This is a genomic window from Rathayibacter sp. SW19, from assembly GCF_030866825.1.
In the GTDB taxonomy this organism is placed as follows: domain Bacteria; phylum Actinomycetota; class Actinomycetes; order Actinomycetales; family Microbacteriaceae; genus Rathayibacter_A; species Rathayibacter_A soli.
The window spans coordinates 2,467,138-2,492,647 of record NZ_CP133020.1 but is presented as its reverse complement, the minus strand read 5'-3'; the positions used below and the strand labels follow the sequence as shown (position 1 = coordinate 2,492,647).

Below are 25,510 nucleotides of genomic sequence, written 5' to 3'. Positions count from 1 at the left end.
AGTGTGCGCAGAAAGCCAGTGTGCCAAGAAAGCCAGTGTGCAAAGAAAGTCAGTGTGCGCAGAAAGTCAGGGCGCGCTGAAAGTCAGGGCGCGAAGAAAATCGGTGCGCCAAGAAATTCGTTCGCAGATAGTCTGCGCAGACGCAATAAACCCGTGTCGGATGCCGTTGTCACAGGTGACCTGATCGAGGATGGAACCCATGACCGAAACCGCCGCCACTTCCACGACATCTCCTGACCCCATCAGTTTGCTCGCAGTGTATCGAGAACGTCGGGCGATGGCCGTCACGCAGCCGCTGGGCAGCCTCGCCCTGGTGAACACACAGTGGATCACAGGCGAGCCCGGCGTCAATCAGCCGATCTGGGGTGTGCCCGGACTCTGGGCGCCTCTGCCGACCGGCGAGTCGGGATTGCGGCTGACGGCGGCAGAATCCGACGGCATCCGTGTGGACGGCGTTCTGGTCGACGGGGACGTCGTTGTACGCGGCAAGGATGATGCGAACCCGAGTGAGATCGTGTTCAGCGACACGGTCGCCGGTTTCGTCATCGCAGGCGTAGACGGAAGTTATGCGCTTCGCGTGTGGGATGCCAACTCAGAAGGCATCCAAGACTTCGGGCAAATCGATGCGTTCGATTACAACCCGGAGTGGGTCATTCAGGGTGCATTCACCCCGAATCCCGATGGCGTGACCGTCGGCTTCGAGCACCTGAAAGACGACGGCAAGACCCGCGAGCTGGTGATTCCGGGCTCTATCACTTTCACCCAAGACGGCGTCGACTACGACCTGGCCGCCTTCAAGGCCGGCCGTGCTCTGCAACTGGTGTTCGCCGATGCGACCAGCGGCGACACCACATACTCTGTCGGCCGATTCCTGTTCGTCGCGCCGAATGCAGACGGCACGATCACCCTCGACTTCAACCGGGCTGTGCTGCCGCCCTGCGCCTTCAGCTACGCGTTCAACTGCCCGATGCCGCCCAAGCAGAACCGTTTTGCGGTGCCGATCGAGGCAGGAGAGAAGAACGTGCTGAACAAGGCTGGCACACTGCTGCACGAGTAGACTCAGCCGTTTTCCGGCGCGCGCTTGCGCTGCTTCACGGGTCGTCCGCGCCTCGGGGTTTCGGTGCTGAGCAACATTGGGGCACCCACTCCGGCGGCGGATGCTTGTGCTAGTTTCACTTCCACGTGGTCGAGCCAGCGCACCTCGGCCTCTGTGGCGAAGATCAGAGACTCGGTGACGAGGAGGCCTGCCAGACCCTCGGTCGATGACGCCGCCCCTGCAGCGTCGCGGTCGGCAGTCAGCTCGTGAAGTGTCTTGAGGCTGGATTCGCGCTGCGAAGCGATCACTCCGGCGACCTCCACACCAGGCAGTGTCACGGCGATTGCCAGCTTGATGGCCAGTTCGTCTCTGGTGGCGCCGGCGCGCACGAGGGGAGTGGACAACCACGCGTCTACTTCCGCGGAACCCACCGCCGTGATGGCGTAGTAGACGTGACCAGCAGCATCCGTGTCGCCCTTTTCGACGAGGCCGTCGCGCTCGAGGCGATCGAGTGTGTTGTAGATCTGGCCGACGTTGAGCGGCCAGGTCGAGCCGGTGCGCCTGTCGAATTCGCTGCGCAACTGGTAGCCGTAACACGGCCCTTGGTTCAGTATGGCGAGCAGACCCTGGCGGATGGACATCTGACTCCTGACGCAGCACGAAACGGATGAACGGAATATGGATACCCAAAAACTAGGTATCTAGTATTCATATACTCAAAATGTATTGTTGTCGAGCGCACAACACGCCCGGAATCACACGCTTGTGATTCAACCGTTATCTGGGGCATAATTCAGGTATCGGCGGCAGCGCCGCGCACAAGTTCACAGGAGTGTCGTTTCAGCAATTTCGTGAGCATCCGTTCAGTCGGGCGATGGGGAAGTCGTACCACACCGAACGGAGGATCATTATGGCGGCACCAACGGCTCGAGGCGTGCTTTACGTGCACTCCTCGCCCCGCGCGATTTGCCCACACGTCGAGTGGGCTGCTGGTCGCGCCCTCGAGCGTGCGGTGAACTTTACCTGGTCTGAGCAGCCCGTGCTCCGCAACACCCAGCGCACCGAGTTCTATTGGGAGGGTGCGCAAGGCACCGGTGCTGCGATCGCGTCAGCGCTTCGCGGCTGGGAAGACGTGCGGTTCGAAGTCACAGAAGACGCAGGGCTCGGCACCGACGGAGGGCGCTGGCTGCACACACCGGATCTCGGCATCTTCTACGCTCAGACCGACACGGCAGGAAACATGGTCGTCTCAGAAGACCGTGTGCGCTATGCCATGGAGATCGCGGGCACCAATGCACTCGAATTGCACCGTGAACTGCGCTTGGCCCTCGGCCAGGCCTGGGACGACGAACTCGAACCGTTTCGGCACGCGAGCGACTTCGCCCCTGTGGTCTGGTTGCACCAGGTGGGGTAGCAGACGGCCGAAGGCGGGAGCGGCGTCACGCGCGAGAGTTGGCGGGCTTCCCCGGCATTCGCGAAGGCGAAGCTCCCGGCCTTCGGTATTGCACCCGTTGCCCGGGTACCGAGCAGCTACACGCTGCGGAACGCTATGACGGCGTTGTGTCCGCCGAACCCGAACGAGTTGCTAATCGCCAGGAGGTCACCGGAGCCCAGCGCGCGTGGCGCGGTCACGACATCCAATGGGATCTCGGGGTCTTGGTGGGTCAGGTTGATCGTCGGCGGGGCTGTGCGCTCGTGCAACGCCATCACGGTGAAGTACGCTTCGATTGCGCCCGCACCGCCGAGCAGGTGACCCGTTGACGCCTTCGTCGCAGACACCGGGATGCCGTCGAGGAAGTCGCCGAAAACGCGGCGCAGCGCGTTGTATTCGGCGATGTCTCCGACCGGCGTACTCGTTGCGTGCGCGTTGATATGGTTGACTTCGGCAAGGGATGCGCCGGAGTGCTCGATCGCGGCGAGCATCGCACGCGCGGCCGCCGAGCCCTCCGGATCGGGTGCGGTGATGTGATACGCATCGCTGGTGACGGAGCCACCGACCAGCTCGGCGTAGATCTTCGCGCCGCGCGCCTTTGCGTGCTCTTCGGTTTCGAGCACGAGTGCGGCAGCGCCCTCACCGAGCACGAAACCGTCACGCGATACGTCGTATGGGCGCGACGCGGTGGTCGGCGAGTCGTTGCGCTTGGACAGCGCCTGCATGGCTGCGAACGACGCGATCGGCAATGGATGAATCGCCGCCTCCGACCCACCCGCAATGATCACGTCGGCAAGACCCTGTTGCAGGTGATCGTACGCATTCGCAATCGACTCGGTGCTCGACGCACACGCCGAAACAACCGTGCGGATGCCTGCTCGAGCGTGCAGATCCATTCCGATTGCGGCGCCGGGCCCGTTCGGCATCAACATCGGCACGGTCATCGGCAGAACACGACGTGGCCCGCGCTCGCGCAGCGTGTCCCAGGCGTCCAACAAGGTCCAGACCCCGCCGATTCCCGTCGCCCAGTCGATCGCGAGCCGCTCCGGTTCGAGTTCAGGGGCACCGGCATCCAACCACGCCTCCCGGCCCGCGATCAGCGCGAACTGACTCGATGGATCGAGTCGCTTGAGTTCGTGCCGTTGCAGAACATCTGCTGCGGCCACCTTTGCCTGCGCCGCAAACGTGACCGGAAGGTCGTTCTTGGCGACCCATTCCTGCGTCAGAGTAGACATGCCGGACTCACCGGCCAACAGCGCACTCCAACTCTCCGGCGCTGTACCGCCGAGCGGCGACGTTGCACCGACACCGGTGACGACGATCTTTTTGGTCATAACGAATTCTCCGAGGATCATGCAAATACCTGCCGCGGAAATTCCGCGGTCGGGAAACACGTGGGGCCGGCGCGATTTGATCAAGCACACTGTGCCAGTGCACAAAGCGCCTGAGGTGCGGCGCCGGCCGCACGGAAGCGCCTTGCTAGACCTGCGCCTTGACGATGAATTCCACGGCGTCTCCGACAGTCTTGAGGTTCTTAACCTCTTCGTCGGGGATCTTCACGTCGAACTTGTCCTCGGCGTTGACCACGATGGTCATCATCGAGATGGAGTCGATGTCGAGGTCGTCGGTGAACGACTTGCCCAGCTCAACCGTGTCGGTTGCAATGCCGGTCTCGTCGTTGATGAGTTCGGCCAGGCCGGCAAGAACTTCTTCGGTGGACAATGCCATGTTGTTTCTCCTTGGTGGGTGTCGTTTGACCGTTGAATAGTTTACGGGAGTACGACGACCTGCGCGCCGTACACCAGACCGGCCCCGAAGCCGATCTGCAGCGCGAGGCCGCCGCTGAGCTCAGGGTGCCCCTGCAACAGTCGATGGGTCGCTAACGGAATGGAGGCGGCCGAGGTGTTGCCGGTCGTCTCAATGTCACGGGCGATGATCACCGTACTGGGCAGCTTGAGTTGCTTCGCAAACTCGTCGACGATACGCATGTTTGCCTGATGGGGAATGAACGCCGCGAGGTCGGCCGCAGTGATTCCGGCAACCTCGAGGGCTCTGCGAGCGACTTTCGCCATGTCCCAAACCGCCCACCGGAAGACGGTCTGACCCTCCTGCCGAAGCGTCGGCCACTCGGCCTCGCCGTCACGAAATTGGGTCAACGTTGCGTTCATGCCGACAGCGTCCGCACGTGAACCGTCCGACCCCCAGACCGTCGGCGCAATGCCGGGTGTCTCGCTCGGCCCGATTACCGTGGCACCTGCGCCGTCACCAAGGAGGAACGAGATCGACCGGTCTGTCGGATCGACGACGTCGGAGAGTTTCTCCGCACCGACCACCAGCGCATAGTGCGCCGCGCCACTTCGGATCAGCGCATCCGCTTGTGCAATCGCATATGCATAGCCTGCACAAGCGGCGTTGACATCGTAGGCGGCCGCGGGATTCGCTCCGACCCGGTCGGCGACGACGGCGGACATCGACGGGGTCTGCTGCACATTGCTGATCGTCGCGATGATGACGAGATCGATATCCTCCGGTGCGATGCCGGATTTCTCGATCGCCTCGCGAGCAGCGTCGGTTGCCAGGTCGACGGCGAGGATCTGCTTCGACGCACGACGTCGGGTGACGATCCCGGTGCGCTGCTGGATCCACTCGTCAGACGAGTTGATCGGGCCGACGATGTCGTCGTTGGAGACGCTCAGGTCGCCACGGGCAGCACCGAATGCGAGCATCCGGGTGAATTCAGGGCCGTGGCTCTGTTGAAGAACGGGTTGGGTCATGTTCTGGAAAGTCTCTCTCGCGCGGCGATCAGGCGAACTGATCGAACAGTTCGATGGCCGCGGGCAGATCCTCCGGCGTCTTGATCGCCACCGTCGGAACTCCTTTGAGTCCTCGTTTGGCGAGTCCGGTCAGGGCGCCGGCAGGCGCAAGCTCAACCACGCCGGTGACTCCGGCAGCGGAGAACGCGGCCATGCACAAATCCCAGCGTACGGGGGATGCCACCTGACCGACGACCAATTCCAGGAATCTCGCACCGGATTCCACTTTCGATCCGTCATTGTTCGTCCAGATGCGCAGGTCGGGGTCGCTGGTCTCGAATGCACCCGCCGCTCCGGCCAGCCAGTCGCGTGCGGGCTCCATGTAGTGCGTGTGGAACGCCCCTGCCACCTGCAGTGGCACGACCCGCGTGCCGCGCAACGGCTCATCGGCCAGCCGCGCGAGCGCGTCGATGGCCCCCGCCACGACGATCTGACCGCCGCCGTTGTAATTGGCGGGCTCAAGGCCGAACGTCTTGACGTGGGCGACGACCGCGTCTTGATCGCCACCAAGCACGGCGCTCATGCCCGTTGGTGTTGCAGCAGCAGCCTGCGCCATCGCTACGGCGCGCTCGCTCACGAACTGCAGAGCGTCTGGTTCGCTGAGGATCCCGGAACCGGCCGCTGCCGCGATCTCACCGACGGAATGGCCGGCGATGCCGCCGATCCGGCCATGCGCGCCCGCGCTCAGCAGCGCATGCAGGGCGATGAGGCTTGCTCCAACGATCAACGGCTGAGCGACTGCCGTGTCCCGGATCGTGTCGGCGTCAGAAACGGTTCCGTGCGTGATCAGGTCGAGGCCCGCCGCATCAGAAAACTCTCCCAGCAGTGTGCGCGCCGTCGGATCGGAAAGCCAGGGCTCGAGAAAACCGGGAGTTTGGGAGCCCTGACCTGGGCAGACAACAACAATCACCGTACTAGTCTGCCAAGAGCGGTGGAATCCAGGGTGTCGACACTCTCACAGTTGTGGGCCAAAGCTTTGTCGATGTCACACAGAACGGTAGTGCGCTTCGGCTTCGCTCAGCGACTGGAAGCTCAGCGGCCGGAAGCTCAGTGACCGGGGTCTCAGCGACTGGGACGGCGTTTGATCGGGGCGTCCGGCTCATTGATGGAGCCGACGATCAGCGCCGCCTGCAGGATCAGCGCTTCACGGGCACCAGTGGCATCCCAGCCGATCACGTCGGTCACACGCTTCAGCCGGTAGCGCACCGTGTTGGGGTGAACGAACAGTTCGCGTGCCGTCGCCTCGAGCGAGCGGCCATTGTCCAGGTAGCACCAGAGAGTTGTCAGCAGTTCCGTCGAGTGCGCTTTGAGCGGCTTGTAGATGCGATTGATCAGCGTTGCGCGCGCCAGGCCGTCGCCGGCGAGAGCGCGTTCGGGAAGTAGATCGTCTGCGTGAACGGGGCGCGGGCAATTGCGCCAACCCTTTGCCACGGCGAATCCGGCAAGCGCTGCTTTCGCGCTCTTCGACGCGTCCACGAGTGTCGGCACCTCGTGGCCGAGCACCAGGTGGCCTTGGCCGAATCCGGGCTCCAACTGCGCGGCAATATCGAGGAAGTTGACCAGCGGTTCTGCGCCGATGGCGTCGTCCTGCTCCTCCGAGCTCGGGCGTGCCCTCCCGATCACGAGTACGAGTCTGCTGCCTTGCACTCCGATCAGCACATCGGCAGACATGTGTCTGGCAGTACGGCGCAGTTGGTCGACATCGAGAACGGGCGGGGTGGTCCCCACCAAGACGCTCACCTCGCCGTGACCGTGCCAGCCGAGTGCCGCAATGCGGCTCGGCAACTCGTCGTCGTATTCGCCGGTCAGGATCGAGTCGACGACGAGCGCCTCGAGGCGGGCATCCCAAAGCCCGCGTGCCTCGGCGGCGCGAGCATAGACATCCGCTGCCGCGAACGCGATCTCACGCGAGTACAGGAGGATCGCCTCGCGGAGTAGCTCACCGCCGTCTTTGACGCGATCCTCGACGACCTCGACCGTGACCCGGATCAGCTGGAGCGTCTGCTGCAGCGTGACGGAGCGCAGCAATTCGCGCGGCGCGGCACCGAAGACATCCGCCGCGATCCACGGGGTCGAACGCGGGTCGTCGAACCATGAGATGAACGACGTGATGCCGGCCTGCGCGACCAAGCCGACGGCGGAGCGTCGGCCGGGCGGCATGTCGCCATACCAGGGCAGTGTGTCCTCAAGCCGCTTGAGCGTGGCGGTGGCTAGCTCCCCGGAGATTTTACGCAGCCAGGCGAGCGTCTCTTCCTTAGTTTTCGGCACCTGTTGTACGCGCCGTCAGCTCTCGCCGCCGGCTGAGCCGGTTGTGCCCGCTGTGACATCGAACAGCCGGTAGCGGTCGATAGCCTGAGCGGGCAGCGAAGGATCCACCTGACCGCGTGCGGCAAGCAACTCCAGGGTGCGCACGACCAGCGATGGGCCGTCGATCTTGAAGAAGCGCCGCGCGGCCGCGCGGGTGTCTGAGAAACCGAAACCATCAGCCCCGAGCGACGCGAAGTCACCGGGAACGAACTGGCGAACCTGATCCGGAACGGCGTGCATGTAGTCGCTCACCGCGACGAACGGTCCCTGAGCGTCTGCCAGTGTGCGGGTCAGGTAAGGTACGACTCTCTCCGCGCTCGGATTCAGGAAGTTGTGGCTCTCGGCGGCGAGACCGTCTCTGCGCAACTCACTCCACGAGGTGACGGACCAGACATCCGCTGAGACGCCCCAGTCCGCCGCAAGCAGCCGCTGCGCTTCGAGTGCCCAGCCGACGGCGACTCCGGATGCCAGCAGTTGCGACTTCGGCCCGTCGTTCATCGCATGACGCAGCTTGTAAATGCCGCGTACCACCCCGTCGACATCGAGTCCTTCCGGCTCGGCGGGGTGAACGATGGGCTCGTTGTAAACGGTGATGTAGTACATGACGTTCGGATCAGGGCGTGTGCCGCCATACATGCGCTCCAGCCCGCTGCGCACGATGTGGCCGATCTCATAGCCGTATGCAGGGTCGTAGGAAACGACGGCCGGGTTCGTCGAGGCCAGCAGCGGCGAATGACCGTCCGCGTGTTGCAGACCTTCGCCGGTCAGTGTGGTTCGACCGGCGGTTGCGCCCATGATGAAGCCGCGGGCCATTTGATCGCCCGCAGCCCAGAAGGCGTCGCCGGTGCGTTGGAACCCGAACATCGAATAGAACACGTAGACCGGGATCAGCACTTCGCCCTGCGTCGAATACGATGTGCCAACCGCGGTGAAGGCGGCTGCTGCGCCGGCCTCGTTGATGCCGACGTGGATGATCTGGCCCTGCGGGCTCTCCTTGTAGGCAAGGAGAAGCTCGCGGTCGACCGACGTGTAGTGCTGCCCGCTCGGGTTGTAAATCTTTGCGCTCGGAAAGAAGGCGTCGATACCGAACGTGCGCGCTTCGTCTGGGATGATCGGCACGATGCGGTGGCCGAAGTCCTTCGATCGCAACAGCTCCTTCAGCAGGCGCACGAAGGCCATCGTCGTGGCGATCTCCTGTGTTCCGGAGCCCTTCTTCGCAAGCGCATAGGTGCCGTCGTTCGGCAGAGGAACCGGCGCATGGTGTGTGCGTCGCTCGGGAATGTACCCTCCGAGCAGGCGCCTGCGCTCTTGGAGATACTGGATCGTCTCATCCTGCTCACCGGGATTGTAGTACGGCGGAAGGTAGGGGTTTTCCTCGAGTTGCGCATCCGAGATCGGAATGTGCATCGCGTCTCGGAATGTCTTCAGGTTCTCGAGCGTCATCTTCTTCATCTGATGGGTCGCATTGCGACCTTCGAAGCTAGGCCCGAGGCCATAGCCCTTGACGGTCTTCGCGATGATCACCGTCGGTTGGCCCCTGTGTTGAAGTGCGGCTTGGAACGCCGCGTAGACCTTGCGGTAGTCGTGGCCGCCGCGCTTCAAGTTCCACAGGTCTTGATCGGAGTAGCCGGTGACCATTTCGAGTGTGCGCGGGTCACGGCCGAAGAAGTGCTCGCGCACGTAGGCGCCGTTTTCGGCCTTGTACGTTTGGTAGTCACCGTCGGGCGTTACGTTCATCAGGTTGACCAGCGCACCTTCGGTGTCGCGATCAAGCAGGACATCCCATTCGCGGCCCCAGATCACCTTGATGACGTTCCAGCCCGCACCGCGGAAGAAGCTCTCGAGCTCCTGGATGATCTTTCCGTTTCCGCGCACCGGGCCGTCGAGGCGTTGGAGATTGGCGTTGATGACGAAGGTCAGGTTGTCCAGGCCCTCGTTTGCGGCAACCTGCAGTTGGCCGCGACTCTCGACCTCGTCCATCTCACCGTCACCGAGGAACGCCCAGACGTGTTGGTCTGAGGCGTCCTTGATGCCGCGGTGCGTGAGGTACTGGTTCAGTTGCGCCTGGTAGATCGCGTTGATCGGGCCGAGCCCCATCGAGACGGTCGGGAACTGCCAGAAGTCCGGCATCAGCCGGGGGTGCGGGTAGGAGGACAGTCCGTTGGGCGCGTGCGACTTCTCCTGCCGGAAGCCGTCCAGTTGGTCGCTGCTCAGCCGACCTTCGAGGAAGGCCCGTGCATAAATTCCGGGGGATGCGTGCCCCTGGATGAAGATCTGGTCGCCGCCGCCCGCGTGATCTTGGCCCCGGAAGAAGTGGTTGAAGCCGACCTCATAGAGCGCAGCGCTGGAGGCATAGGTGGAAATATGGCCGCCGACCGCGATACCCGGGCGCTGCGCGCGGTGCACCTGAATGGCGGCGTTCCAGCGGATCCAAGCCCGATAACGACGTTCGAGCGCTTCATCGCCGGGAAAGTCGGGCTCGTTCTCGGGAGAGATCGTGTTGATATAGTCCGTCGTCGGAACCATCGGCACGTTCAGTTGCAGCTCTTTCGAGCGCTTGAGCAGGCTGAGCATGATCTCGCGGGCTCGACCGCGGCCCTCAGCGGCGACGATGGCGTCGAGCGATTCCTGCCACTCTGCGGTCTCTTCCGGATCCGTATCGACGTAATTCACCGAATACGGATCCTGATCGTTGACGGTCACCTCGACCTCTTTCTTGTGTGGGTTAGATCGGGAATCGGGCACTGGATTTGTCGGGTTTCGACAGAAAGGCACCGAACGTCAGCCTAGTCATAGTTCTCGCGTCGTGGAGTGGTGTTGAGCGGCCGTTCCTGGTGATCCTCAACGAACCGGTCTAGGCTGTCAGTTTGTGCCTGGCGACGGTCAGCCGGGTCCGCATGAAAGGACGCACGATGGCCCTGGAGAACGACACGCTCGCTCCCGACTTCGAACTTGCCAACCAATTCGGTGAGCCGATCCGGCTCAGCGATTTCGCCGGGCGCAAGGCGGTGGCGCTCGTCTTCTTTCCTTTCGCGTTCTCCGGCACGTGCACCGGCGAGCTGTGCGAACTGCGTGACAACGTGGAGCTGTTCGCGGCTGAGGGCGTTGAGCTGCTGGGCATTTCCGTCGACTCGAAATACTCCCTGCGCGCGTGGGCCGAACAGGAGGGTTACAATTTCTCGCTGCTGGCGGACTTCTGGCCGCACGGCCAGGTCGCCAAAGAATACGGCGTGTTCCTCGAAGACAAGGGATTCGCGAATCGCGCGACCTTCCTGATCGACGCTGGTGGCGTCATCCGCGAGAGTTTCATCACCGCGCCGGGCGAGGCGCGCTCCCTCGACGCATACCGCGCCGCATTGGAGGAACTGCACGCGGCGTAACGAACGGATGCTGTTACGCTTACTTCGCATCACGCGCACCGTCGTGCACGCGAAGGGCCTTTAGCTCAGCTGGTAGAGCGCCACGTTTACACCGTGGATGTCATCGGTTCGATCCCGGTAGGGCCCACAGGAGAGCCTTCACCTGTCATCAGCCACACTTTGTCCACGCGAGTGCGCATGACGATACTTGCGACGACTTTGACGAAGTCGCGGGGATTCTTCCCCGTTTCGTAACCGCTCCACGTGTTCTGCGTGAGGCCGCATTCGCGCTCCGCTTCGCTCAGGTTCCATCCCATGCGCCACCGGACCAGTGCAAGGCGCGCGCCAAAAGCGCTGACATCGGGAATCCAGTTGGAAGCCAACTCTGCATTTGACATGCCATATATATGATGCATATCGCATATTCCGCGCAAGATTGAAATTGTAAGTGCATTACATCTCGGGCTTCGTATTACAAATCATGTGCAGCGGTGCGACGGTTCTCGTATGTCGAATCAAGATGTGAACACCACAACTCGCGAAGTATCGAACGGATGAGCTGGCCGCGCCTGCGCACGCAACTGATCACCTTTGATGCCGCTTGTTCATCCTGTAGCGCCGGCCACGTAGTCACCCTCGGCGATGAGGTCGGCGGACGAGTAACTCATGCGGCGTCGTGGAAGACGAGGGCGAGCGTGTGCCGTTCACCGGAGCGAACGGCGGAGACGCCGTGCCGCACTGGCGCGGCTGACCAGCCACGCGCGGACTGCACGGGGCGCTCACGAGTGGTGAACACGTAGCCGTGACCGTGCGGGAGCAGCGTTGCGGTTCCCCTCGACTGCGCTCGGGGGCGCTGTTCGAGCAGTATGAATTCGCCGCCGATGTGGTCAACGCCGGGCTCGTTCAGGTTGATGACGACCTGGAGCGGGAACACGAGGTCTCCGTAGAGGTCGCGGTGCAGTGCGTTCCAATCCTTCTCGCAGTACTTCAGCAGGATCGCCGTCGACTTGGTCTGGCCGGCGTCGTGGCACATGTCGAGCCACTCGTCGAGTGTGTCAGGCCACGGGGAGGGCCTTCCGAGCTTGGTCCACCAATCGCGCGCGATCGGCAGCAGTCGAGGGTACAGCGCCTGCTTGAGCCGTTCGATCGGTTCAGGATAGGGGGCGTGGAAATACCGGTACTGACCCTCGCCGAAGCGGTGGCGACCCATGTTGATCGTGCTGCGGAACACTTCATCGCTTGCGTAGAGCTCCCGGAACGCGACGGTCTCGTCCGGCGTCAGGAGCTGCGGCAGGAGTGCTCCGCCGTACTCGTTGATTTCGTCGGCAACGGCCGACCAATCCGCTGACTCGACGCGGCCTAGCCACGGGTCGGTCGCCTGATTCTTCTTCTCATTGGTTGTCATGCTGCAGCTCCAGTTCGAGCAGGGCGTTTTGACGTCCAGGCCGCCGATGGAGCCGCCGAGCGAGCACTGGCGCGGACAGTCGCTTCATCGTCATCGGGTTGAATACGGCCAAGGCGAGTCTTTCGCGAGATCCGTTAGAACAATCGTCCCGCCCTCACCTGGGCGGGCTCCTCCAACTCCAACAAGGCCTGCTTGCGCTTCAGCCCACCGGCGTAGCCCGTGAGTTTGCCGTTCGCGCCGAGCACGCGGTGGCACGGCACGTAGATGCACAGCGGGTTCGCACCTACGGCCTGCCCGACACGGTAAGACAGCGACTTATCTCCGAGGCGTTCCGCGATCGCGCCGTAGGTGGTCGTCTCACCGAACTGCACTTCCGCCACGATGCTCCACACGGCATGCTGGAAGGCGTCGCCAGTCGCGTCGAATGGAAGATCGAACTCATGTCGCGCGCCAGCCAGGTACTCGTGGAGCTGCCCCGCCGCATCCGCGAGAAGTACATCGTCCGCGGCAGCGACCTCTCGGCCAAACGTCTCCGCCGCCGGCCGCCGAACGTGATGGCGGAAGTAGAGGCCGGTGATCGCGTCGCCGAAAGCGACGATCGTGACCTGTCCGAGCGTGGTGTCTACCGTCGCGTGTCGTGCGCTCATTGCTGTTCCCTTCTCCCGGTGTCTTGTCTCTTCATGTCTTGAAGACGCGCCCGGAGATCGGAACGTGAGATGGGCATCGACATCAGTTTCCGCGGTTGTCGTAGCGCTTGCCGTTGAGTGCGCCGAGAGAAATCGGGCGATGAGCAATCGGGCGATGAGCAACCGGGTGATGAACGCGAGTGACGAGGCGGAGAAGCACTGTCGCAGGCCGCATGAGACCTACCCCGGGCATCCGATGTGTAGATGACGAGCGTTAGAAAGATTTCCGAGCTACTGCGGCGGAGAACGCACGAGACGAATCGAAGAATGAACGTAGAAGACGACCAGCACAGCGTCAACGACAGTGTTCAGGAAATTGGAGAACTCATAGCCGGGCGCCCGTGATGCCGTGCCGAAGACGTCAAGCGTGACGCTCAGAGTGAGGAGAGAGCCGATCACGAGTCCCGCGGTCGGGCGCGCGGTCATCCGCCACCAGGCCCGGGGCGGCTCCACGGGCTCGCCTGCACCGCGAAATGAGCGCGCTCCGCCGAAGTAGAGCAGCAGAGTCACCGCGTTGGAAAGGATAGCGGCGACGGGCGTCGGCAAGAAGCGCGAAAACACGAAACCGTTCAACGTTGTTGCCAGCACGACAGCAACGACGATGTACGCGACCTTCCAGCGTGTCTTGCGGATTCGAAGCATGGCACAAACCTATCGGCCGCAACGGGGTGGTCGCGGTGGCAAGACGATCGCGGATTATGAGAGCAGCACCTCAGCTATTGCCGTTTTGGCTGCCGCCCGAGGGCGGCCGCCGAACGTGCTCACGCAGCCGGTCGGACCCTTCACTGAAATCACGATCGTGCTGGCGGTCAATACGTTGGAACTGGACGCCGCATGCGCGACGACGCATGCACCGACACTGAGGTCAGACGCTGAAGCGGACACACTTTGCGACAGTTTTGTCGAAGTGGACACCGGAAACCGCCGCGGCCGCAGAACACGCCGTCAGTGCCATCGCTGCCGCGATCACAATCGTGACCGCAACGCCTGCCTGCTTCAGCCGATGAGTTTGTGCATGCATTCGCCTTCTCCGTGAACGATGCCGGGGCGTTCCGTGCGCGGCACGTTCCTGAATGGCGTGTTCGCATCGGTCAATGGTGCTACCGGCGTCGCCGAGCCTAACTTCGGTGCCTTGGCGCTGCCTAGCGTCAAGCTCTCAACGCGTTGGATGCGGAGATACTCAGCACCGAGCCGTGGATTCCACCCGGATCACTCAACCTTCCAACCCCAAACGGATGCGTCTGGGCATCGCGTGCACCACGATCGCATGCGACTCCATGATGAGTTCGCGCACGTGATCGGGCGGCACCCGACCGTTCAGGGCTACTGTCACCCAGTGCTTTTTGTTCATGTGATAGCCGGGAGTAATGCCGTCGACGCTCGCGATCAATCGCGGCACGTTCTCGGGGAGCGCCTTCAGCGTGATCGTCGGCACGGGCGCACCGGGAGTGTCAATGGCGAAGATCTTGCCAGCCACTTTGTGCACGCGGGTCTCCGGCCCGAACGGGTATTCTTCGACGGCACCGTTCAGCTCGATCAAGAATGCGGACAATTCATCGGGATCCATGGCACCCATTGTGCGGCAGAGCTGTGACATTCGGTGCGGGCGCTTCAGTGGGTGGCCTGCGGTGCACACTCAATCAATGCCCGACGTGGAATACTGAGTGACATGGAAACCGTTATCTGGTCGGCACTCGGCACCTTCGGCATCGTCGGATTGATTTTGGGCATCATAGCCGCCGTCGCAATGATCAAGTCTCCGTACCGCGATCGGTAGGTGGATGCGGTCAACTCGGCAGTTCGTCGTCCTCTTCGGGCGCATGGTCCTTTTCGGGCGCCTGAGTCGCGACAGGCGGTAATGCTCGCGGCGCGGCCGTTACTTCTCGCGCTGAAGAGCCGGCAGCAGAGGTCAGCGCGCCGCCAGAGGCGAATCCCCACCGACTCAATGGTATGTAGCCGTCTATGAGTTCGTCTTCCGACTCCTCGTCCGTGAACGGCTTTGCGGCCTGCTTTCGCACGCGTTCTGCGGCTCGCGCTTGCTCGGCGGGGTCGTCCGCATTCAGACGGCGGGTCTCATTGCGGATCGCTCGCGCAAGGATGAAGAAGGCGATGAACACGAACAAGAGCCATTGGCCCACATACGAGTAGTGATAGCCGACACCTTCGGTCGGGGCTGTCGGCTGGATCGGCGTCAACTCCTTCGAAGCAGCGGGCGTCTGCGTGTCGAGCACGCCATAGGCACTGGTCTGCACGGCACCGCCGACGCGCTGTTGGATTTGGGCCAGGTCGATGGATTGAATCTGGCCGCTGGCGCCGGAGCCGCTGCCTTTCGCCGCTTCGCTTGGACGCAGACGCAGGACGACACTGACCTCGCCGCCAGGCGGGGCCGGGTTCGAGGCGGGCACGGTTAGATCAGCAGTCGACGGCGCTGTCCAGCCACGGTCCACCATGATGGTCGCCCCATCATCGGTTCGCAGCGGCGTCAGGACTTCGAACCCGATGTTCCCGTCGAGGAACCGATTACGCACAATCAACTGCTCATTCGCATCGTATCTGCCGGTCGCACTGACGCGCTGCCAGTTCTGACCGCTGTGATAGCGCGCACCGGTGGGCAGGGCTTGCGACAGCGGTACAGGGGTCGCGTTGAAGTTCGTGTTCACGATCGCGTTGTCCGTGGAAGCCTGCCGCCCACGGTCGAACTGCCAGAGCGCGAGACCGCAGCAGATCAGTGCGAAGGCGACCGCCAGCGCGATGTAAGCGATCCAGCGACCCGTTCGCAGAAACTGCCTACCTGTGAGCCCCTCCGTGACGGTGTCGTACACCGCCGCCGGCTTTGCCAGAGCGCCTCCGCCCGGCAGGCGGGCAACATCGCGCGAGCCGCGCTGTGCCAGCGTGGTTCGTGGTCGATTTTCCGTCACAGGCTGCTCGGATTCATTGACTCGGATTCATTGGCGTGGCTGATCTGCTGATGCCTCGCAAGAGGACCTTTACTCTCAGATTACTGTGCCTGGCTGGGGGAGGGCCCCGCCAGGGCGTCCGAATTCAGCGTTCATACCGTAAGAATCGGTATGGCAGGCCCGTTGTGGAACTGCGCCAACCTTCTGCCGGGTCTGTCGTGCGGATGGTCCAATCCAGCGCCACCAGAGGGGCATGGGTGTCGCCATCGAAGACGGCATCGATCTCGGTGACCTCCAGCACGTCTGCGATGCCGATCGTTGCAGCGTACAGTTGCCCGCCGCCGATGATCCACACGTCGGAATCGGCAGCCTCGATCGCTTCGTCGATAGAGTGCGCGACGGTTGCACCAACGGCGCACCACGAGGTATCTCGCGTGACGACGATGTTCGAGCGCCCTGGCAACGGCCGGTATCGAGCAGGCAACGAGTCCCAGGTGCGTCGTCCCATGATCACTGCGCCGCTGCCCGTGATCGCACGAAAGTGCCGAGAGTCTTCGGGCACGTGCCAGGGCATGACTCCCTGCCGCCCGATCACGCCGCCGCGCGCCTGCGCCCAAATCAAGCCGATCGTCATGCTGCGGCGAACCTCACACTGCAACAGCGGCGCGAATGGCCGGGTGATGCTGATAGTCGACGAGTTCGAAGTCCTCGTAACGGTAGTCGAAGATGCTTTCCGGGTGAGACAGAATTCGCAGCGTCGGTGCCGGATACGGGTCGCGAGTCAACTGCTCCGTCACCTGGTCGAGGTGGTTGTCATAGATGTGACAGTCACCGCCAGTCCAGACGAATTCGCCGGGTTCGAGGCCAGCCTGGTCGGCGACCATCAGCGTCAGCAGCGCGTAACTGGCGATATTGAAGGGCACGCCGAGAAACAGGTCGGCGCTGCGTTGGTAGAGCTGGCAAGACAGCTTGCCGTCGGCGACATAAAACTGGAATAGCGCGTGGCAGGGTGCGAGTGCCATTTTGGAAATCTCGGACACGTTCCATGCCGAAACGAGCATACGTCGGGAATCGGGGTCGCGGCGCAGAGTGTCGATGACCTGGGTGATCTGGTCGATGTGCCCACCATCCGGTGTCGGCCAGGATCGCCACTGCACGCCGTAGACGGGACCGAGTTCGCCAGCGGCATCCGCCCACTCGTCCCAGATCGTTACTCCATTCTCGCGAAGCCACGCGACGTTGCTGTCGCCTCGCAGGAACCAGAGCAACTCATACGCGATCGACTTGAAATGCACCCGCTTCGTGGTGATCAGCGGGAACCCCTGGGCCAGGTCGAATCGCAACTGTCGGCCGAATACGCTGCGCGTGCCCGTGCCGGTGCGGTCGGACTTCCGCGACCCGTTCGCCAGTGTGTCGCGCAGCAGGTCTTCGTATGGTGTGGTGATCGAATCAGTCATCGTTTCGATGTTACGTGCTCCGCAGCAGGGAATCCGCAGGCGCGAGCAAGTAGGCTCAGTGCGTGAGCGAAACCGTGGCATCCGTGCGGGCTGTGACCGAACACCTGTGGCCATCGTCCGGCACAGAGGCATGGGACGCGCCCGGGCTGCTCAGCGGCGCGTTGGATGCTCCGGTCGCGAGCATTCATCTGGCTGTCGACGCGGTCGCAGACACTGTCGCGGAGGCGATCGATGGGGCAGCAGACCTGCTGTTGGTGCACCACCCTCTGCTGTTGCGCGGTGTCACCAGCGTCGCGGAGGACCGGTACAAAGGCGCCCTTTTGGCGCGACTGATCAGAGCCGATTGCGCGCTGATCGCCGCCCACACCAATGCGGACGTGGTCGCACACGGCACGTCCGCGGTGTTCGCCGACCTGCTCGGGTTGACGAACACCAGGCCGATCGCGTCGGCCGGCGCTGCGAATGGCGAAACCGGTATCGGACGAATCGGCGCTCTTACCGAGGCAACCACTCTAGGCCGGCTCGCGCAGCGGATTGCGGAGTTGCTGCCGGCGACCGCGAGCGGGGTGCGCGCGGCTGGGGAATTCGAACGACCGGTGCGAGTTGTGGCGCTATGCGCCGGAGCGGGGGATGCCTATCTGGCCGACCCAGCAGTGCGAGCGGCGGATGTCTACATCACCTCAGACTTGCGTCACCATCCGGCGTCTGAAGCCCGTGAGCAAGCGCTGATCGGCGACGGCCCTGCACTCATCGACGTTTCGCACTGGGCCAGCGAGTGGCTGTGGCTGCAGACCGCGGCCGATCAATTGCGCAGCGCCCTACCGAATGCGACGATAACGGTCAGTGAGCTGCGCACCGACCCGTGGGATTTTGCGATCGTTCAATAGGTGCCATTCACATGCGGCCCGCCCGCGCTGCCGGCGACGCATGACTGCTGCACACCCGAAGTCGAGAGTTGAGGAACCGTGAAGGCCAGCCCCCAGGAGCAACAAGAGCTGCTTCGATTGCAAGCGTTAGACACCCGCCTTTCCCAACTCGACCACAATCTGAAGATGTTGCCGCAGCACGGTGCTCTCGCACAGTTGACCGCTCCCATGGACTCGGTACGCCAACGGCAGGCGGAGGCCGCCGGTCGGCGCGAGGACGCGCAGACCGAGTTGGGCCGGATCGAATCGGATGTCGCCGTCGTCGAGGCACGAATGGCCCGTGATGCGGATCGCCTGCAGCAGACGGCTTCGATGAAAGACGTCGAGGCGCTCGAAGCGGAAATCAGTGCGCTCACGAAGCGTCGAACCGACTTGGAAGACATCGAACTCACCGTCATGGAACGCATCGAGGGAATCGACGCAGAACTCGCCGGAATTGCCGCGGAGCGTGTAGTGCTCGACGAGCAGGTCGAGCAGCTGGAGTCTGCAAAGGGGGAGCAGCAGGTGGTGCTGGAGGCGGAGCGGGCCGCAGCATCCGCCGATCGTGCCGCGATCGCGGCGCAGCTACCGCAGGAACTGTTGGCGTTGTACGAGCGGCAACGTGGCCGCTACGGCATCGGTGCGGCTTTGTTGGTGCGTGGCGTATCGCTGGGCAGCAACGTCAAACTGACCGAGTCCGACCTGCAGGCTATCCGGGTCGCCGCGGATGACGACGTGGTGCTCTGCCCAGACAGTGGCGCCATCCTGATCAGGAACGAGGAGTCCGGTTTGTAGCCGGTAGGATTCAGTGCAGGAATGGGTCGGCAAGACGGTCGCGTCATCTCATTCGGATTTTCGAATTCGTGTCAGATGCCGAGGAACGTCCGGGCTCCACAGAGCAGGATGGTGGGTAACACCCACCCGGGGCAACCCGCGAGACAGTGCCACAGAAAGCAGACCGCCGCACGGCAACGTGCGGTAAGGGTGAAACGGTGGTGTAAGAGACCACCAGCGACCGGGGCGACCCGGCCGGCTCGGTAAACCTCGTCCGGAGCAAGGTCAGACAGGGAACAATGAGGCTGCTCGTCTCGTTCCCGGGTAGACCGCTAGAGGGCTGCGGCAACGTATGTCCCGAGATAGATGGCCGTCCACGGCGGAGCGTTCGCGCTTCGCCCGGACAGAACCCGGCGTAGCAGCCGGCCCATTCCCTTAGTCGTCGTCTTCGTCCGGCACGAACCGATAGCCCATGCCCGGCTCGGTCAGCAGATAACGCGGACGCGAGGGCTGCGGCTCGAGCTTCTTGCGCAGCTGCGCCAGATAGAGCCGCAGATAGCCGGTGTCGTTCGTGTATTGCGGCCCCCACACCTCAGTGAGCAACATCTGCCTGGTGACCAGCCGGCGCGGATTGCGCAGCAGCAGTTCCAGCATCCGCCACTCGGTCGGAGTCAGCCGAATGGTGACGTTTCCGTCGTCCGTGTGCTTCTGCGCCGACTTCGCGGCCAAGTCGACGGTCACCGGGCCCAGGTGCACGACCGGCTCATCCGCTGCGTTCGGCACGCGCCTGGTCAGAGCCCGGATGCGTGCGAGCAGCTCGTCTGCCGCGAACGGCTTGGTCACGTAGTCGTCTGCGCCGGCGTCCAGTGCATCGACCTTGTCAGCGGAGTCGGTGCGGCCAGACACGACGAGGATCGGCACCGTGCTCCAGCCGCGGAGCGCCTCGATCACTTGGGTGCCGGTGAGCCCGGGCATGCCGAGGTCCAGGATTACGAGCTCGGGGTGCTGTGTCGTGGCCGCATTGAGCGCTTCGGTGCCCGTGCGAGCGAGCACGATGTCGTAGCCGCGCGCCCGCAGCATCACCTGCAGCGCCCGAAGAATCTGCGTGTCGTCGTCTGCGATGAGGATCTTCACGCGCTCCCCCTTTCGCCCGCTACGGGGAGGGTGACGACCATGGTGAGGCCACCGCCCGGCGTGTCTTCTGTCGTGAGCGTGCCGCCCATGCCCTCGACGAATCCTTTTGACAGGGCGAGGCCAAGCCCGATTCCGCTGTCGTTGTCTGTGTCGCCGAGCCGTTGAAACGGAATGAAGATCTGATCTCTGCGTTCATCGGGAACGCCACGGCCCGAGTCGACGACGCGCACCTGGATGGTGCCGGCGAATTCGCTTGCACTGACGAGCGGATGCGTCCCGGCCGGTGAGAAGCGCAGCGCATTGCCCAGCAGATTGACCAGCACGCGCTGCAGGAGCACGGCGTCCGCCAGCGCTGGTCGCAGGTCGGTGGAGACGTCAAGCTCGACTGCGCCTGGCGGGAGCGCGAGTTCATCGAGCACGGCGGGCAACACATCGTCGATGGCGACAGGAGCGAGCGAGACCGCAAGCACTCCGGCTTGCACGCGGCTCACATCCAACAAATTGGTCACGAGGTCTGCAAGATTGGCGAGACTGACTTCTGCGGTGTCCAAGAGTTCCTGCCGATCGGCATCCGACCAGTCGACATCTCGTGAGGCGAGGCTCGTGACAGCGGCGGTCGCTGCTGCCAAGGGGCGTCGCAGGTCGTGGCCGACGGCGGCCAGCAGCGCACTGCGCACCCGGTCGGCTTCGGCCAGAGGCTCCATCTCGCGAGCGGCGTCACTGAGGTTCTGGTGTTCGAGGGCGGCGTCCAGCTGGGTGACGATCACCGCGAGCAGACGACGGTCTGCCGCCGCGAGGTCGCGGCCGGAGAGTTCGAGACGCGCCGAGTCTCCGACAGCCAGTGAGCTTGTGTGTGCTGCGTCTGCGGGCTCGCCGGACGCGAACAGCACGGTATCGCCGTCCATCAGGCGCACGCCGTTGAGCCCGAAGGCCTCCCGGGTGCGGGATACCAGCGCTTGCACGCTGCCTTCTCCGCGGATGACTCCGCCTGCCACGGTGGCGAGGAGTTCGGACTCCGCGGCGGCTCGAACGGCAGCTCTGCTGCGTCTGGCTGCTTGATCGACGACCAGGCTGACCAGCGCTGCAATGACGATGAACAGTGCGAGAGCGAGCAGATGAAGCGGCTTGCTGATCGTGATCGTGTAGAGCGGTTCGACGAAGAAGAAGTCGAGTGTGATCCCAGACAGCGCGGCCGCGAACAGTGCGGGCCAGACCCCGCCGACGAGGGCGACCAGAACGACGAGCAGCTGATAACTGAGAACGTCGCTGGTGATGGAGTCCGCGCTGCGAAACGAAGCGAGCAGTAAGGTCAGCAGGGGGCCGCCCAGCAGAGCAATGATCAGGCCGATCACCTGTCGGCGCAGTGTGAGCCCGCCGCCCAATCGTGGGAGGGCACCGCGTCCGCCGGCGGCCGCGTGCGAAACGATGTGCACGTCAATGTCGCCGGATTCTCGGATCACGGTCGATCCGATGCCCGGCCCGGTCAGCAGAGCGGCCAGCCGGGTTCTGCGGGAGACGCCGATCACCAGCTGCGTCGCGTTGCTCGCCTTGGCGAAATCGACGAGGGCACGGGGAACGTCGTCGCCGACCACTTGATGGTAGCTGCCGCCGAGTTGTTCGACGATTGCGCGCTGGGTGGCAAGTGCGCCGGGATTGGGGTCCCGAAGGCCGTCCTGACTCGTCACGTGCACGGCGAGCAGGTCGCCGCCGGATGCGCGTGCCGCGATTCGCGCCCCCCGTCGCACCAGCGTCTCGCCCTCCGGCCCGCCGGTCAAGGCGACCACGACGCGTTCCCGCGCCTCCCACTTGCTGTCGATGCCGTGCTCTGCGCGGTAGCGCTGCAGCGAGACATCGACTTCGTCTGCGAGCCAGAGCAACGCGAGTTCGCGCAGGGCGGTCAGGTTGCCGAGCCGGAAGTAGTTGGACAGGGCGGCGTCGATTCGACTGGCCGGATAGACGAGGCCGGCGCCGAGACGGTCGCGTAGCGCCTGCGGCGCCAGATCCACGACCTCGATCTGGTCGGCGCTGCGCAGCACCGCGTCGGGGATCGTCTCCTGTTGGGCCACCCCGGTGATCTGTTGCACCACATCGTTGAGAGACTGGATGTGCTGGATGTTCAGCGTGGAAACCACGTCGATACCAGCATCCAGCAGCGCATCCACGTCTTGCCAGCGCTTCTCGTGGGCAAGCCCCGGAGCATTGGTGTGAGCGAGCTCGTCAACCAGCGCGATCTCCGGCGCCCGGGCCAGCACGGCGGCCAGGTCCATGTCCGTCAGCTCGATTCCACGGTGTGCGACGGCGAGTCGAGGCACCACTTCGAGCCCGGCCAACATCGCCGCAGTTGCGTCGCGCCCGTGGGTTTCCACGAAGGCGACGACGACATCTTTGCCCTCATCGGCGAGACGGCGGCCTTCCTCCAGCATCGCGAACGTCTTGCCGACACCGGGGGCTGCACCGAGCAGAACCCGCAAACGACCTCTGCTCACCGTTTCTACCCCTTAGCCATTTCCGTTCGGATCCAGCTGTGCCAATGCCAGATTCAACTGCAGAACGTTGACGGTCGGTTCCCCGAGGTATCCGAGATCCCGTGGTTGAATCTTAGACTCGACCAGCTTCTTCACCACCGATTCGCTCAGGCCCCGCTTGGCTGCGACTGCCTTCACCTGGAGCAGAGCGTATGCCGGTGAGATCTGCGGGTCGAGGCCGGACCCGGATGCCGTGACAGCGTCCGGCGGGACCTGTGCGGCGGTAACCCCATCCAGTTTCTCGATGACCGCCTGACGCTGATCGATCGCCTTCGTGAGGTCCGGGTTGTTCGGCCCGAGGTTGCTGCCGGTCGACGCATTCGCGTCATAGTTCGCAGCAGACGGCCGAGATTGGAACCACTGTGCGAGCGGAACCCCTTTGTCGGTTGTGAAAGACTGCCCGATGAGGCTCGAGCCGATGACAGCGCCGCCGTTGACGCCTGCTGCGCTGATACGCGACCCGTTTGCCTGGGCCGGCATGGTCAACTGGCCGACTCCGGTCATGACAAGTGGATAAATGATTCCGAGAGCGGCGGTCATTACGAGCATGGCACGCAAGGCCACCCAGTATTGGCGAGAGGTGCCTCGCGCTGTGGCGTTCATGAAATGGTGTCCTAACGACTTTCTAAAATCCGGGGATCAGGCCGATGATGAGGTCGATGAGTTTGATGCCGATGAACGGGGCGATCAGGCCGCCCAGTCCGTAGATCAACAGGTTGCGGTTCAGCAACCGCGACGCTGAGGCCGGGCGGTAACGCACTCCGCGCAGTGACAGCGGGATCAGCAGCACGATGATGATCGCGTTGAAGATGACGGCGGAGAGGATCGCAGACGAGGGCGAATGCAACTGCATGATGTTCAGTGCCTGCAAACCGGGAAACACGCCGACGAACATCGCGGGAATGATCGCGAAGTATTTTGCCACATCGTTCGCGATCGAGAACGTGGTCAGTGCACCCCGTGTGATCAGCAACTGCTTGCCGATTCGCACGATGTCGATGAGCTTCGTCGGGTCGGAGTCGAGGTCGACCATGTTTCCGGCCTCTTTCGCAGCGGAGGTGCCCGTGTTCATCGCAACACCGACGTCGGCCTGGGCGAGCGCGGGCGCGTCGTTCGTGCCGTCTCCTGTCATGGCAACCAGGTTGCCGCCCTCTTGCTCGCGCCGAATCAGCACCAGCTTGTCTTCCGGTGTCGCCTCTGCGAGAAAATCGTCGACGCCGGCTTCCGCCGCGATGGCCTTCGCTGTGAGTGGGTTGTCACCGGTGACCATCACCGTGCGAATCCCCATCTTGCGCAGATCGGCGAACCTTTCGGCCAGCCCGGTCTTGACGATGTCCTTCAGATAGATCGCACCGAGAAGGCGGGCAACGCCATCCGCCGACCGAGTTGCAACGGCCAACGGTGTGCCGCCGACGGTCGAAATGCGCTCGATCTGAGCGTCGAGTTCGTGGCGCACATCGTCCGAGATCGCGCTCGTCGCTGCGACCCAGTCGATGACGGATGCCGCAGCTCCCTTTCTGATGCTGCTTCCGTCGCTGAAGTCCACACCGCTCATCCGGGTCTGCGCCGTGAACGGCACGATGTCGCCTGCCAGTTCGCCCGTGTGGGTGTAACCGAGACGTTCTGCGAGGGCAACGACGGATGCACCCTCCGGGGTCGGGTCGCTCAGTGAGGAGAGCGCTGCGGCTCGCACAAGGTCGTCTTGCGTCGTTGAACCGACCGGGATGAACTCATCAGCCTGCCGGTTTCCGTAGGTGATCGTTCCGGTCTTGTCGAGCAACAGCGTGGTGACGTCCCCGGCAGCCTCGACCGCGCGCCCTGACATCGCCAGAACGTTGCGCTGTACGAGCCGATCCATTCCGGCAATGCCGATCGCCGAAAGCAACGCACCGATCGTCGTCGGTATCAGACATACCAACAGGGCGACCAGCACGGCGACGCTCGGGGCTGCGTTCGCGAACCCGGCAGTCGGACCGAGCGCGAGCACCACGACCACGAAAATGATCGTCAGGCTCGCCAGCAGAATGTTCAGGGCGATCTCGTTCGGCGTCTTCTGCCGTGAGGCACCCTCGACCAGTTTGATCATGCGGTCGACGAACGTCTCGCCCGGCTTGCTGGTGATGCGAACGACGATGCGATCCGACAGCACACGGGTGCCGCCGGTCACAGCACTGCGGTCTCCTCCGGACTCACGCACCACCGGTGCGGACTCGCCGGTGATCGCGGATTCGTCGACGGATGCGATTCCCCAGATGATGTCTCCGTCGCCGGGGATCAGGTCGCCCGCCGTCACCACGACGATATCGCCGAGACGAAGGTCGCCGGACAGGGCCGGTGCGATCGTTGCACGTTCCGCACCAGCACCCGTATTCTCGTCGTAGTCCGCGACCACATTCGCGGTCGTCGTGGTGCGGGTTTTGCGCAGCGTGGCCGCTTGGGCCTTGCCGCGGCCTTCTGCGACGGACTCGGCGAGGGTGGCGAAGAGCACCGTGAGCCAGAGCCAGATCGCGATCGACCAGGTGAACGCGAGCGTCGCCGCACTACCCCCCGACGCTTGCCCGAGGAACGGCTGCGCAATGGCGATGACCGTGGTCAGGGCTGCGCCGAGTTCCACGATGAACATCACCGGGTTGTGCCACAGTTCTCGCGGATCCAACTTGCGGAACGCGCCGGGTAGCCCGCTGATGAGTTGACCGAGGCTGAAGGCCCTGCTCGACGGGTTCGGGCTCGACGATTTCGGGCTCGACGGCATCGGCGTAGAAGTGGTGATGGTTGTCATG

At 63.5% G+C, this 25,510-nt stretch carries 26 protein-coding genes, 1 tRNA gene and 1 other RNA gene; 8 read left to right on the top strand and 20 right to left on the bottom strand.

Annotated elements, in window-relative coordinates; all coding sequences use genetic code 11:
- Nucleotides 1–66 precede the first annotated feature (66 nt).
- Entirely contained in the window at nt 67–225 is a 159-nt protein-coding gene (locus QU604_RS11525) for a hypothetical protein (protein ID WP_308469023.1), read from the bottom strand.
- On the opposite strand from QU604_RS11525, the gene QU604_RS11520 reads away from it, so the two are divergent.
- Nucleotides 200–1,057 (top strand): DUF1684 domain-containing protein, encoded by an 858-nt coding sequence (locus QU604_RS11520; protein ID WP_308464778.1) that lies wholly within the window; start codon nt 200–202, stop codon nt 1,055–1,057. The genes QU604_RS11525 and QU604_RS11520 overlap by 26 nt on opposite strands.
- 2 nt (nt 1,058–1,059) lie before the next feature.
- Here QU604_RS11520 and QU604_RS11515 read toward each other — a convergent pair whose 3' ends face one another.
- A complete protein-coding gene (locus tag QU604_RS11515) occupies nt 1,060–1,677 on the bottom strand; it encodes a PadR family transcriptional regulator (protein WP_308464777.1) in 618 nt (205 codons plus the stop codon).
- Between the two features lie 269 nt (nt 1,678–1,946).
- Here QU604_RS11515 and QU604_RS11510 point away from each other — a divergent pair, with 269 nt between their 5' ends.
- Complete coding sequence (locus tag QU604_RS11510) at nt 1,947–2,450, top strand: DUF3145 domain-containing protein (protein ID WP_308464776.1); 504 nt, start codon at nt 1,947–1,949, stop codon at nt 2,448–2,450.
- A 116-nt stretch (nt 2,451–2,566) separates the two neighbouring features.
- On the opposite strand, the gene QU604_RS11505 is transcribed toward QU604_RS11510, so the two are convergent.
- The 6 genes from QU604_RS11505 to aceE form a co-directional block, all read right to left on the bottom strand.
- Nucleotides 2,567–3,802, bottom strand: a complete 1,236-nt coding sequence (locus QU604_RS11505) for a beta-ketoacyl-[acyl-carrier-protein] synthase family protein (protein WP_308464775.1) — start codon at nt 3,800–3,802, stop codon at nt 2,567–2,569.
- 145 nt (nt 3,803–3,947) lie between these two features.
- On the bottom strand, nt 3,948–4,196 hold the full coding sequence (locus QU604_RS11500; RefSeq protein ID WP_308464774.1) for an acyl carrier protein: 249 nt from the start codon (nt 4,194–4,196) through the stop codon (nt 3,948–3,950).
- A 41-nt stretch (nt 4,197–4,237) separates the two neighbouring features.
- Nucleotides 4,238–5,242 carry a beta-ketoacyl-ACP synthase III gene (locus tag QU604_RS11495; RefSeq protein ID WP_308464773.1) on the bottom strand — a complete coding sequence of 335 codons (1,005 nt, stop codon included), beginning with the start codon at nt 5,240–5,242 and terminating at the stop codon, nt 4,238–4,240.
- A gap of 28 nt (nt 5,243–5,270) precedes the next feature.
- Entirely contained in the window at nt 5,271–6,191 is a 921-nt protein-coding gene (locus tag QU604_RS11490) for an ACP S-malonyltransferase (RefSeq protein WP_308464772.1), read from the bottom strand.
- Nucleotides 6,192–6,343: 152 nt separating this feature from the next.
- Nucleotides 6,344–7,549, bottom strand: coding sequence for a PucR family transcriptional regulator (locus QU604_RS11485; RefSeq protein ID WP_308464771.1), 1,206 nt, complete (start codon nt 7,547–7,549; stop codon nt 6,344–6,346).
- A gap of 15 nt (nt 7,550–7,564) precedes the next feature.
- On the bottom strand, nt 7,565–10,291 hold the full coding sequence (aceE, locus tag QU604_RS11480) for a pyruvate dehydrogenase (acetyl-transferring), homodimeric type (protein WP_308464770.1): 2,727 nt from the start codon (nt 10,289–10,291) through the stop codon (nt 7,565–7,567).
- Between the two features lie 209 nt (nt 10,292–10,500).
- Here aceE and QU604_RS11475 point away from each other — a divergent pair, with 209 nt between their 5' ends.
- Nucleotides 10,501–10,968 (top strand): peroxiredoxin, encoded by a 468-nt coding sequence (locus tag QU604_RS11475; RefSeq protein WP_308464769.1) that lies wholly within the window; start codon nt 10,501–10,503, stop codon nt 10,966–10,968.
- A 54-nt stretch (nt 10,969–11,022) separates the two neighbouring features.
- Nucleotides 11,023–11,095: transfer RNA gene (locus tag QU604_RS11470), tRNA-Val, on the top strand.
- On the opposite strand, the gene QU604_RS22195 is transcribed toward QU604_RS11470, so the two are convergent.
- The 4 genes from QU604_RS22195 to QU604_RS11455 all read right to left on the bottom strand — a co-directional run bounded on the left by QU604_RS22195 (nt 11,055) and on the right by QU604_RS11455 (nt 13,680).
- Entirely contained in the window at nt 11,055–11,345 is a 291-nt protein-coding gene (locus QU604_RS22195) for a helix-turn-helix domain-containing protein (RefSeq protein ID WP_409350031.1), read from the bottom strand. The genes QU604_RS11470 and QU604_RS22195 overlap by 41 nt on opposite strands.
- 266 nt (nt 11,346–11,611) lie before the next feature.
- The gene (locus tag QU604_RS11465) at nt 11,612–12,352 is read right to left on the bottom strand and encodes a 2OG-Fe(II) oxygenase (RefSeq protein ID WP_308464768.1); all 741 of its coding nucleotides are present in this window, start codon (nt 12,350–12,352) and stop codon (nt 11,612–11,614) included.
- Between the two features lie 134 nt (nt 12,353–12,486).
- Nucleotides 12,487–12,999: a methylated-DNA--[protein]-cysteine S-methyltransferase gene (locus tag QU604_RS11460; protein WP_308464767.1), complete on the bottom strand. Its 513-nt coding sequence runs from the start codon at nt 12,997–12,999 to the stop codon at nt 12,487–12,489.
- Nucleotides 13,000–13,269: 270 nt separating this feature from the next.
- Nucleotides 13,270–13,680, bottom strand: coding sequence for a hypothetical protein (locus QU604_RS11455; protein ID WP_308464766.1), 411 nt, complete (start codon nt 13,678–13,680; stop codon nt 13,270–13,272).
- Between QU604_RS11455 and QU604_RS11450 the strand changes: the two genes are divergently transcribed.
- Complete coding sequence (locus QU604_RS11450; RefSeq protein WP_308464764.1) at nt 13,679–14,074, top strand: hypothetical protein; 396 nt, start codon at nt 13,679–13,681, stop codon at nt 14,072–14,074. The genes QU604_RS11455 and QU604_RS11450 overlap by 2 nt on opposite strands.
- A 177-nt stretch (nt 14,075–14,251) precedes the next feature.
- Here the strand turns inward: QU604_RS11450 and QU604_RS11445 are convergent, their stop codons facing one another.
- The 4 genes from QU604_RS11445 to QU604_RS11430 form a co-directional block, all read right to left on the bottom strand.
- The gene (locus QU604_RS11445) at nt 14,252–14,605 is read right to left on the bottom strand and encodes an MmcQ/YjbR family DNA-binding protein (RefSeq protein WP_308464763.1); all 354 of its coding nucleotides are present in this window, start codon (nt 14,603–14,605) and stop codon (nt 14,252–14,254) included.
- 220 nt (nt 14,606–14,825) lie between these two features.
- Complete coding sequence (locus tag QU604_RS11440) at nt 14,826–15,956, bottom strand: SURF1 family cytochrome oxidase biogenesis protein (protein WP_308464762.1); 1,131 nt, start codon at nt 15,954–15,956, stop codon at nt 14,826–14,828.
- 124 nt (nt 15,957–16,080) lie between these two features.
- Nucleotides 16,081–16,569, bottom strand: a complete 489-nt coding sequence (locus QU604_RS11435) for a dihydrofolate reductase (protein WP_308464761.1) — start codon at nt 16,567–16,569, stop codon at nt 16,081–16,083.
- Nucleotides 16,570–16,582: 13 nt separating this feature from the next.
- Nucleotides 16,583–17,392, bottom strand: coding sequence for a thymidylate synthase (locus QU604_RS11430; RefSeq protein WP_308464760.1), 810 nt, complete (start codon nt 17,390–17,392; stop codon nt 16,583–16,585).
- 62 nt (nt 17,393–17,454) lie between these two features.
- Here QU604_RS11430 and QU604_RS11425 point away from each other — a divergent pair, with 62 nt between their 5' ends.
- The 3 genes from QU604_RS11425 to rnpB all read left to right on the top strand — a co-directional run bounded on the left by QU604_RS11425 (nt 17,455) and on the right by rnpB (nt 19,505).
- On the top strand, nt 17,455–18,279 hold the full coding sequence (locus QU604_RS11425; RefSeq protein WP_308464759.1) for a Nif3-like dinuclear metal center hexameric protein: 825 nt from the start codon (nt 17,455–17,457) through the stop codon (nt 18,277–18,279).
- A gap of 78 nt (nt 18,280–18,357) precedes the next feature.
- On the top strand, nt 18,358–19,092 hold the full coding sequence (locus QU604_RS11420; RefSeq protein WP_308464758.1) for a zinc ribbon domain-containing protein: 735 nt from the start codon (nt 18,358–18,360) through the stop codon (nt 19,090–19,092).
- A 22-nt stretch (nt 19,093–19,114) separates the two neighbouring features.
- Nucleotides 19,115–19,505: RNase P RNA component class A (gene rnpB, locus QU604_RS11415), an RNA gene on the top strand.
- 1 nt (nt 19,506) lies between these two features.
- Here the strand turns inward: rnpB and QU604_RS11410 are convergent.
- The 4 genes from QU604_RS11410 to kdpB are packed head-to-tail and all read right to left on the bottom strand — an operon-like array spanning nt 19,507 to nt 25,509.
- Nucleotides 19,507–20,205, bottom strand: a complete 699-nt coding sequence (locus tag QU604_RS11410) for a response regulator (RefSeq protein ID WP_308464757.1) — start codon at nt 20,203–20,205, stop codon at nt 19,507–19,509.
- On the bottom strand, nt 20,202–22,691 hold the full coding sequence (locus QU604_RS11405; protein WP_308464756.1) for a sensor histidine kinase: 2,490 nt from the start codon (nt 22,689–22,691) through the stop codon (nt 20,202–20,204). The genes QU604_RS11410 and QU604_RS11405 overlap by 4 nt, the downstream gene beginning before the upstream one ends.
- 12 nt (nt 22,692–22,703) lie before the next feature.
- Nucleotides 22,704–23,333 (bottom strand): potassium-transporting ATPase subunit KdpC, encoded by a 630-nt coding sequence (gene kdpC, locus QU604_RS11400; protein ID WP_308464755.1) that lies wholly within the window; start codon nt 23,331–23,333, stop codon nt 22,704–22,706.
- 22 nt (nt 23,334–23,355) lie between these two features.
- Nucleotides 23,356–25,509 carry a potassium-transporting ATPase subunit KdpB gene (kdpB, locus tag QU604_RS11395; protein ID WP_308464754.1) on the bottom strand — a complete coding sequence of 718 codons (2,154 nt, stop codon included), beginning with the start codon at nt 25,507–25,509 and terminating at the stop codon, nt 23,356–23,358.
- Nucleotide 25,510 lies beyond the last annotated feature (1 nt).

What these genes read in the sequence shown, in the direction of transcription:
- QU604_RS11520 (WP_308464778.1), top strand. Translation starts at nt 200, where the DNA reads ATGACCGAAACCGCCGCCACTTCCACGACATCTCCTGACCCCATCAGT.
- QU604_RS11515 (WP_308464777.1), bottom strand. Translation starts at nt 1,677, where the DNA reads ATGTCCATCCGCCAGGGTCTGCTCGCCATACTGAACCAAGGGCCGTGT.
- QU604_RS11510 (WP_308464776.1), top strand. Translation starts at nt 1,947, where the DNA reads ATGGCGGCACCAACGGCTCGAGGCGTGCTTTACGTGCACTCCTCGCCC.
- QU604_RS11505 (WP_308464775.1), bottom strand. Translation starts at nt 3,802, where the DNA reads ATGACCAAAAAGATCGTCGTCACCGGTGTCGGTGCAACGTCGCCGCTC.
- QU604_RS11500 (WP_308464774.1), bottom strand. Translation starts at nt 4,196, where the DNA reads ATGGCATTGTCCACCGAAGAAGTTCTTGCCGGCCTGGCCGAACTCATC.
- QU604_RS11495 (WP_308464773.1), bottom strand. Translation starts at nt 5,242, where the DNA reads ATGACCCAACCCGTTCTTCAACAGAGCCACGGCCCTGAATTCACCCGG.
- QU604_RS11475 (WP_308464769.1), top strand. Translation starts at nt 10,501, where the DNA reads ATGGCCCTGGAGAACGACACGCTCGCTCCCGACTTCGAACTTGCCAAC.
- QU604_RS22195 (WP_409350031.1), bottom strand. Translation starts at nt 11,345, where the DNA reads ATGTCAAATGCAGAGTTGGCTTCCAACTGGATTCCCGATGTCAGCGCT.
- QU604_RS11465 (WP_308464768.1), bottom strand. Translation starts at nt 12,352, where the DNA reads ATGACAACCAATGAGAAGAAGAATCAGGCGACCGACCCGTGGCTAGGC.
- QU604_RS11460 (WP_308464767.1), bottom strand. Translation starts at nt 12,999, where the DNA reads ATGAGCGCACGACACGCGACGGTAGACACCACGCTCGGACAGGTCACG.
- QU604_RS11450 (WP_308464764.1), top strand. Translation starts at nt 13,679, where the DNA reads ATGGCACAAACCTATCGGCCGCAACGGGGTGGTCGCGGTGGCAAGACG.
- QU604_RS11455 (WP_308464766.1), bottom strand. Translation starts at nt 13,680, where the DNA reads ATGCTTCGAATCCGCAAGACACGCTGGAAGGTCGCGTACATCGTCGTT.
- QU604_RS11445 (WP_308464763.1), bottom strand. Translation starts at nt 14,605, where the DNA reads ATGGATCCCGATGAATTGTCCGCATTCTTGATCGAGCTGAACGGTGCC.
- QU604_RS11435 (WP_308464761.1), bottom strand. Translation starts at nt 16,569, where the DNA reads ATGACGATCGGCTTGATTTGGGCGCAGGCGCGCGGCGGCGTGATCGGG.
- QU604_RS11430 (WP_308464760.1), bottom strand. Translation starts at nt 17,392, where the DNA reads ATGACTGATTCGATCACCACACCATACGAAGACCTGCTGCGCGACACA.
- kdpC (WP_308464755.1), bottom strand. Translation starts at nt 23,333, where the DNA reads ATGAACGCCACAGCGCGAGGCACCTCTCGCCAATACTGGGTGGCCTTG.
- kdpB (WP_308464754.1), bottom strand. Translation starts at nt 25,509, where the DNA reads ATGACAACCATCACCACTTCTACGCCGATGCCGTCGAGCCCGAAATCG.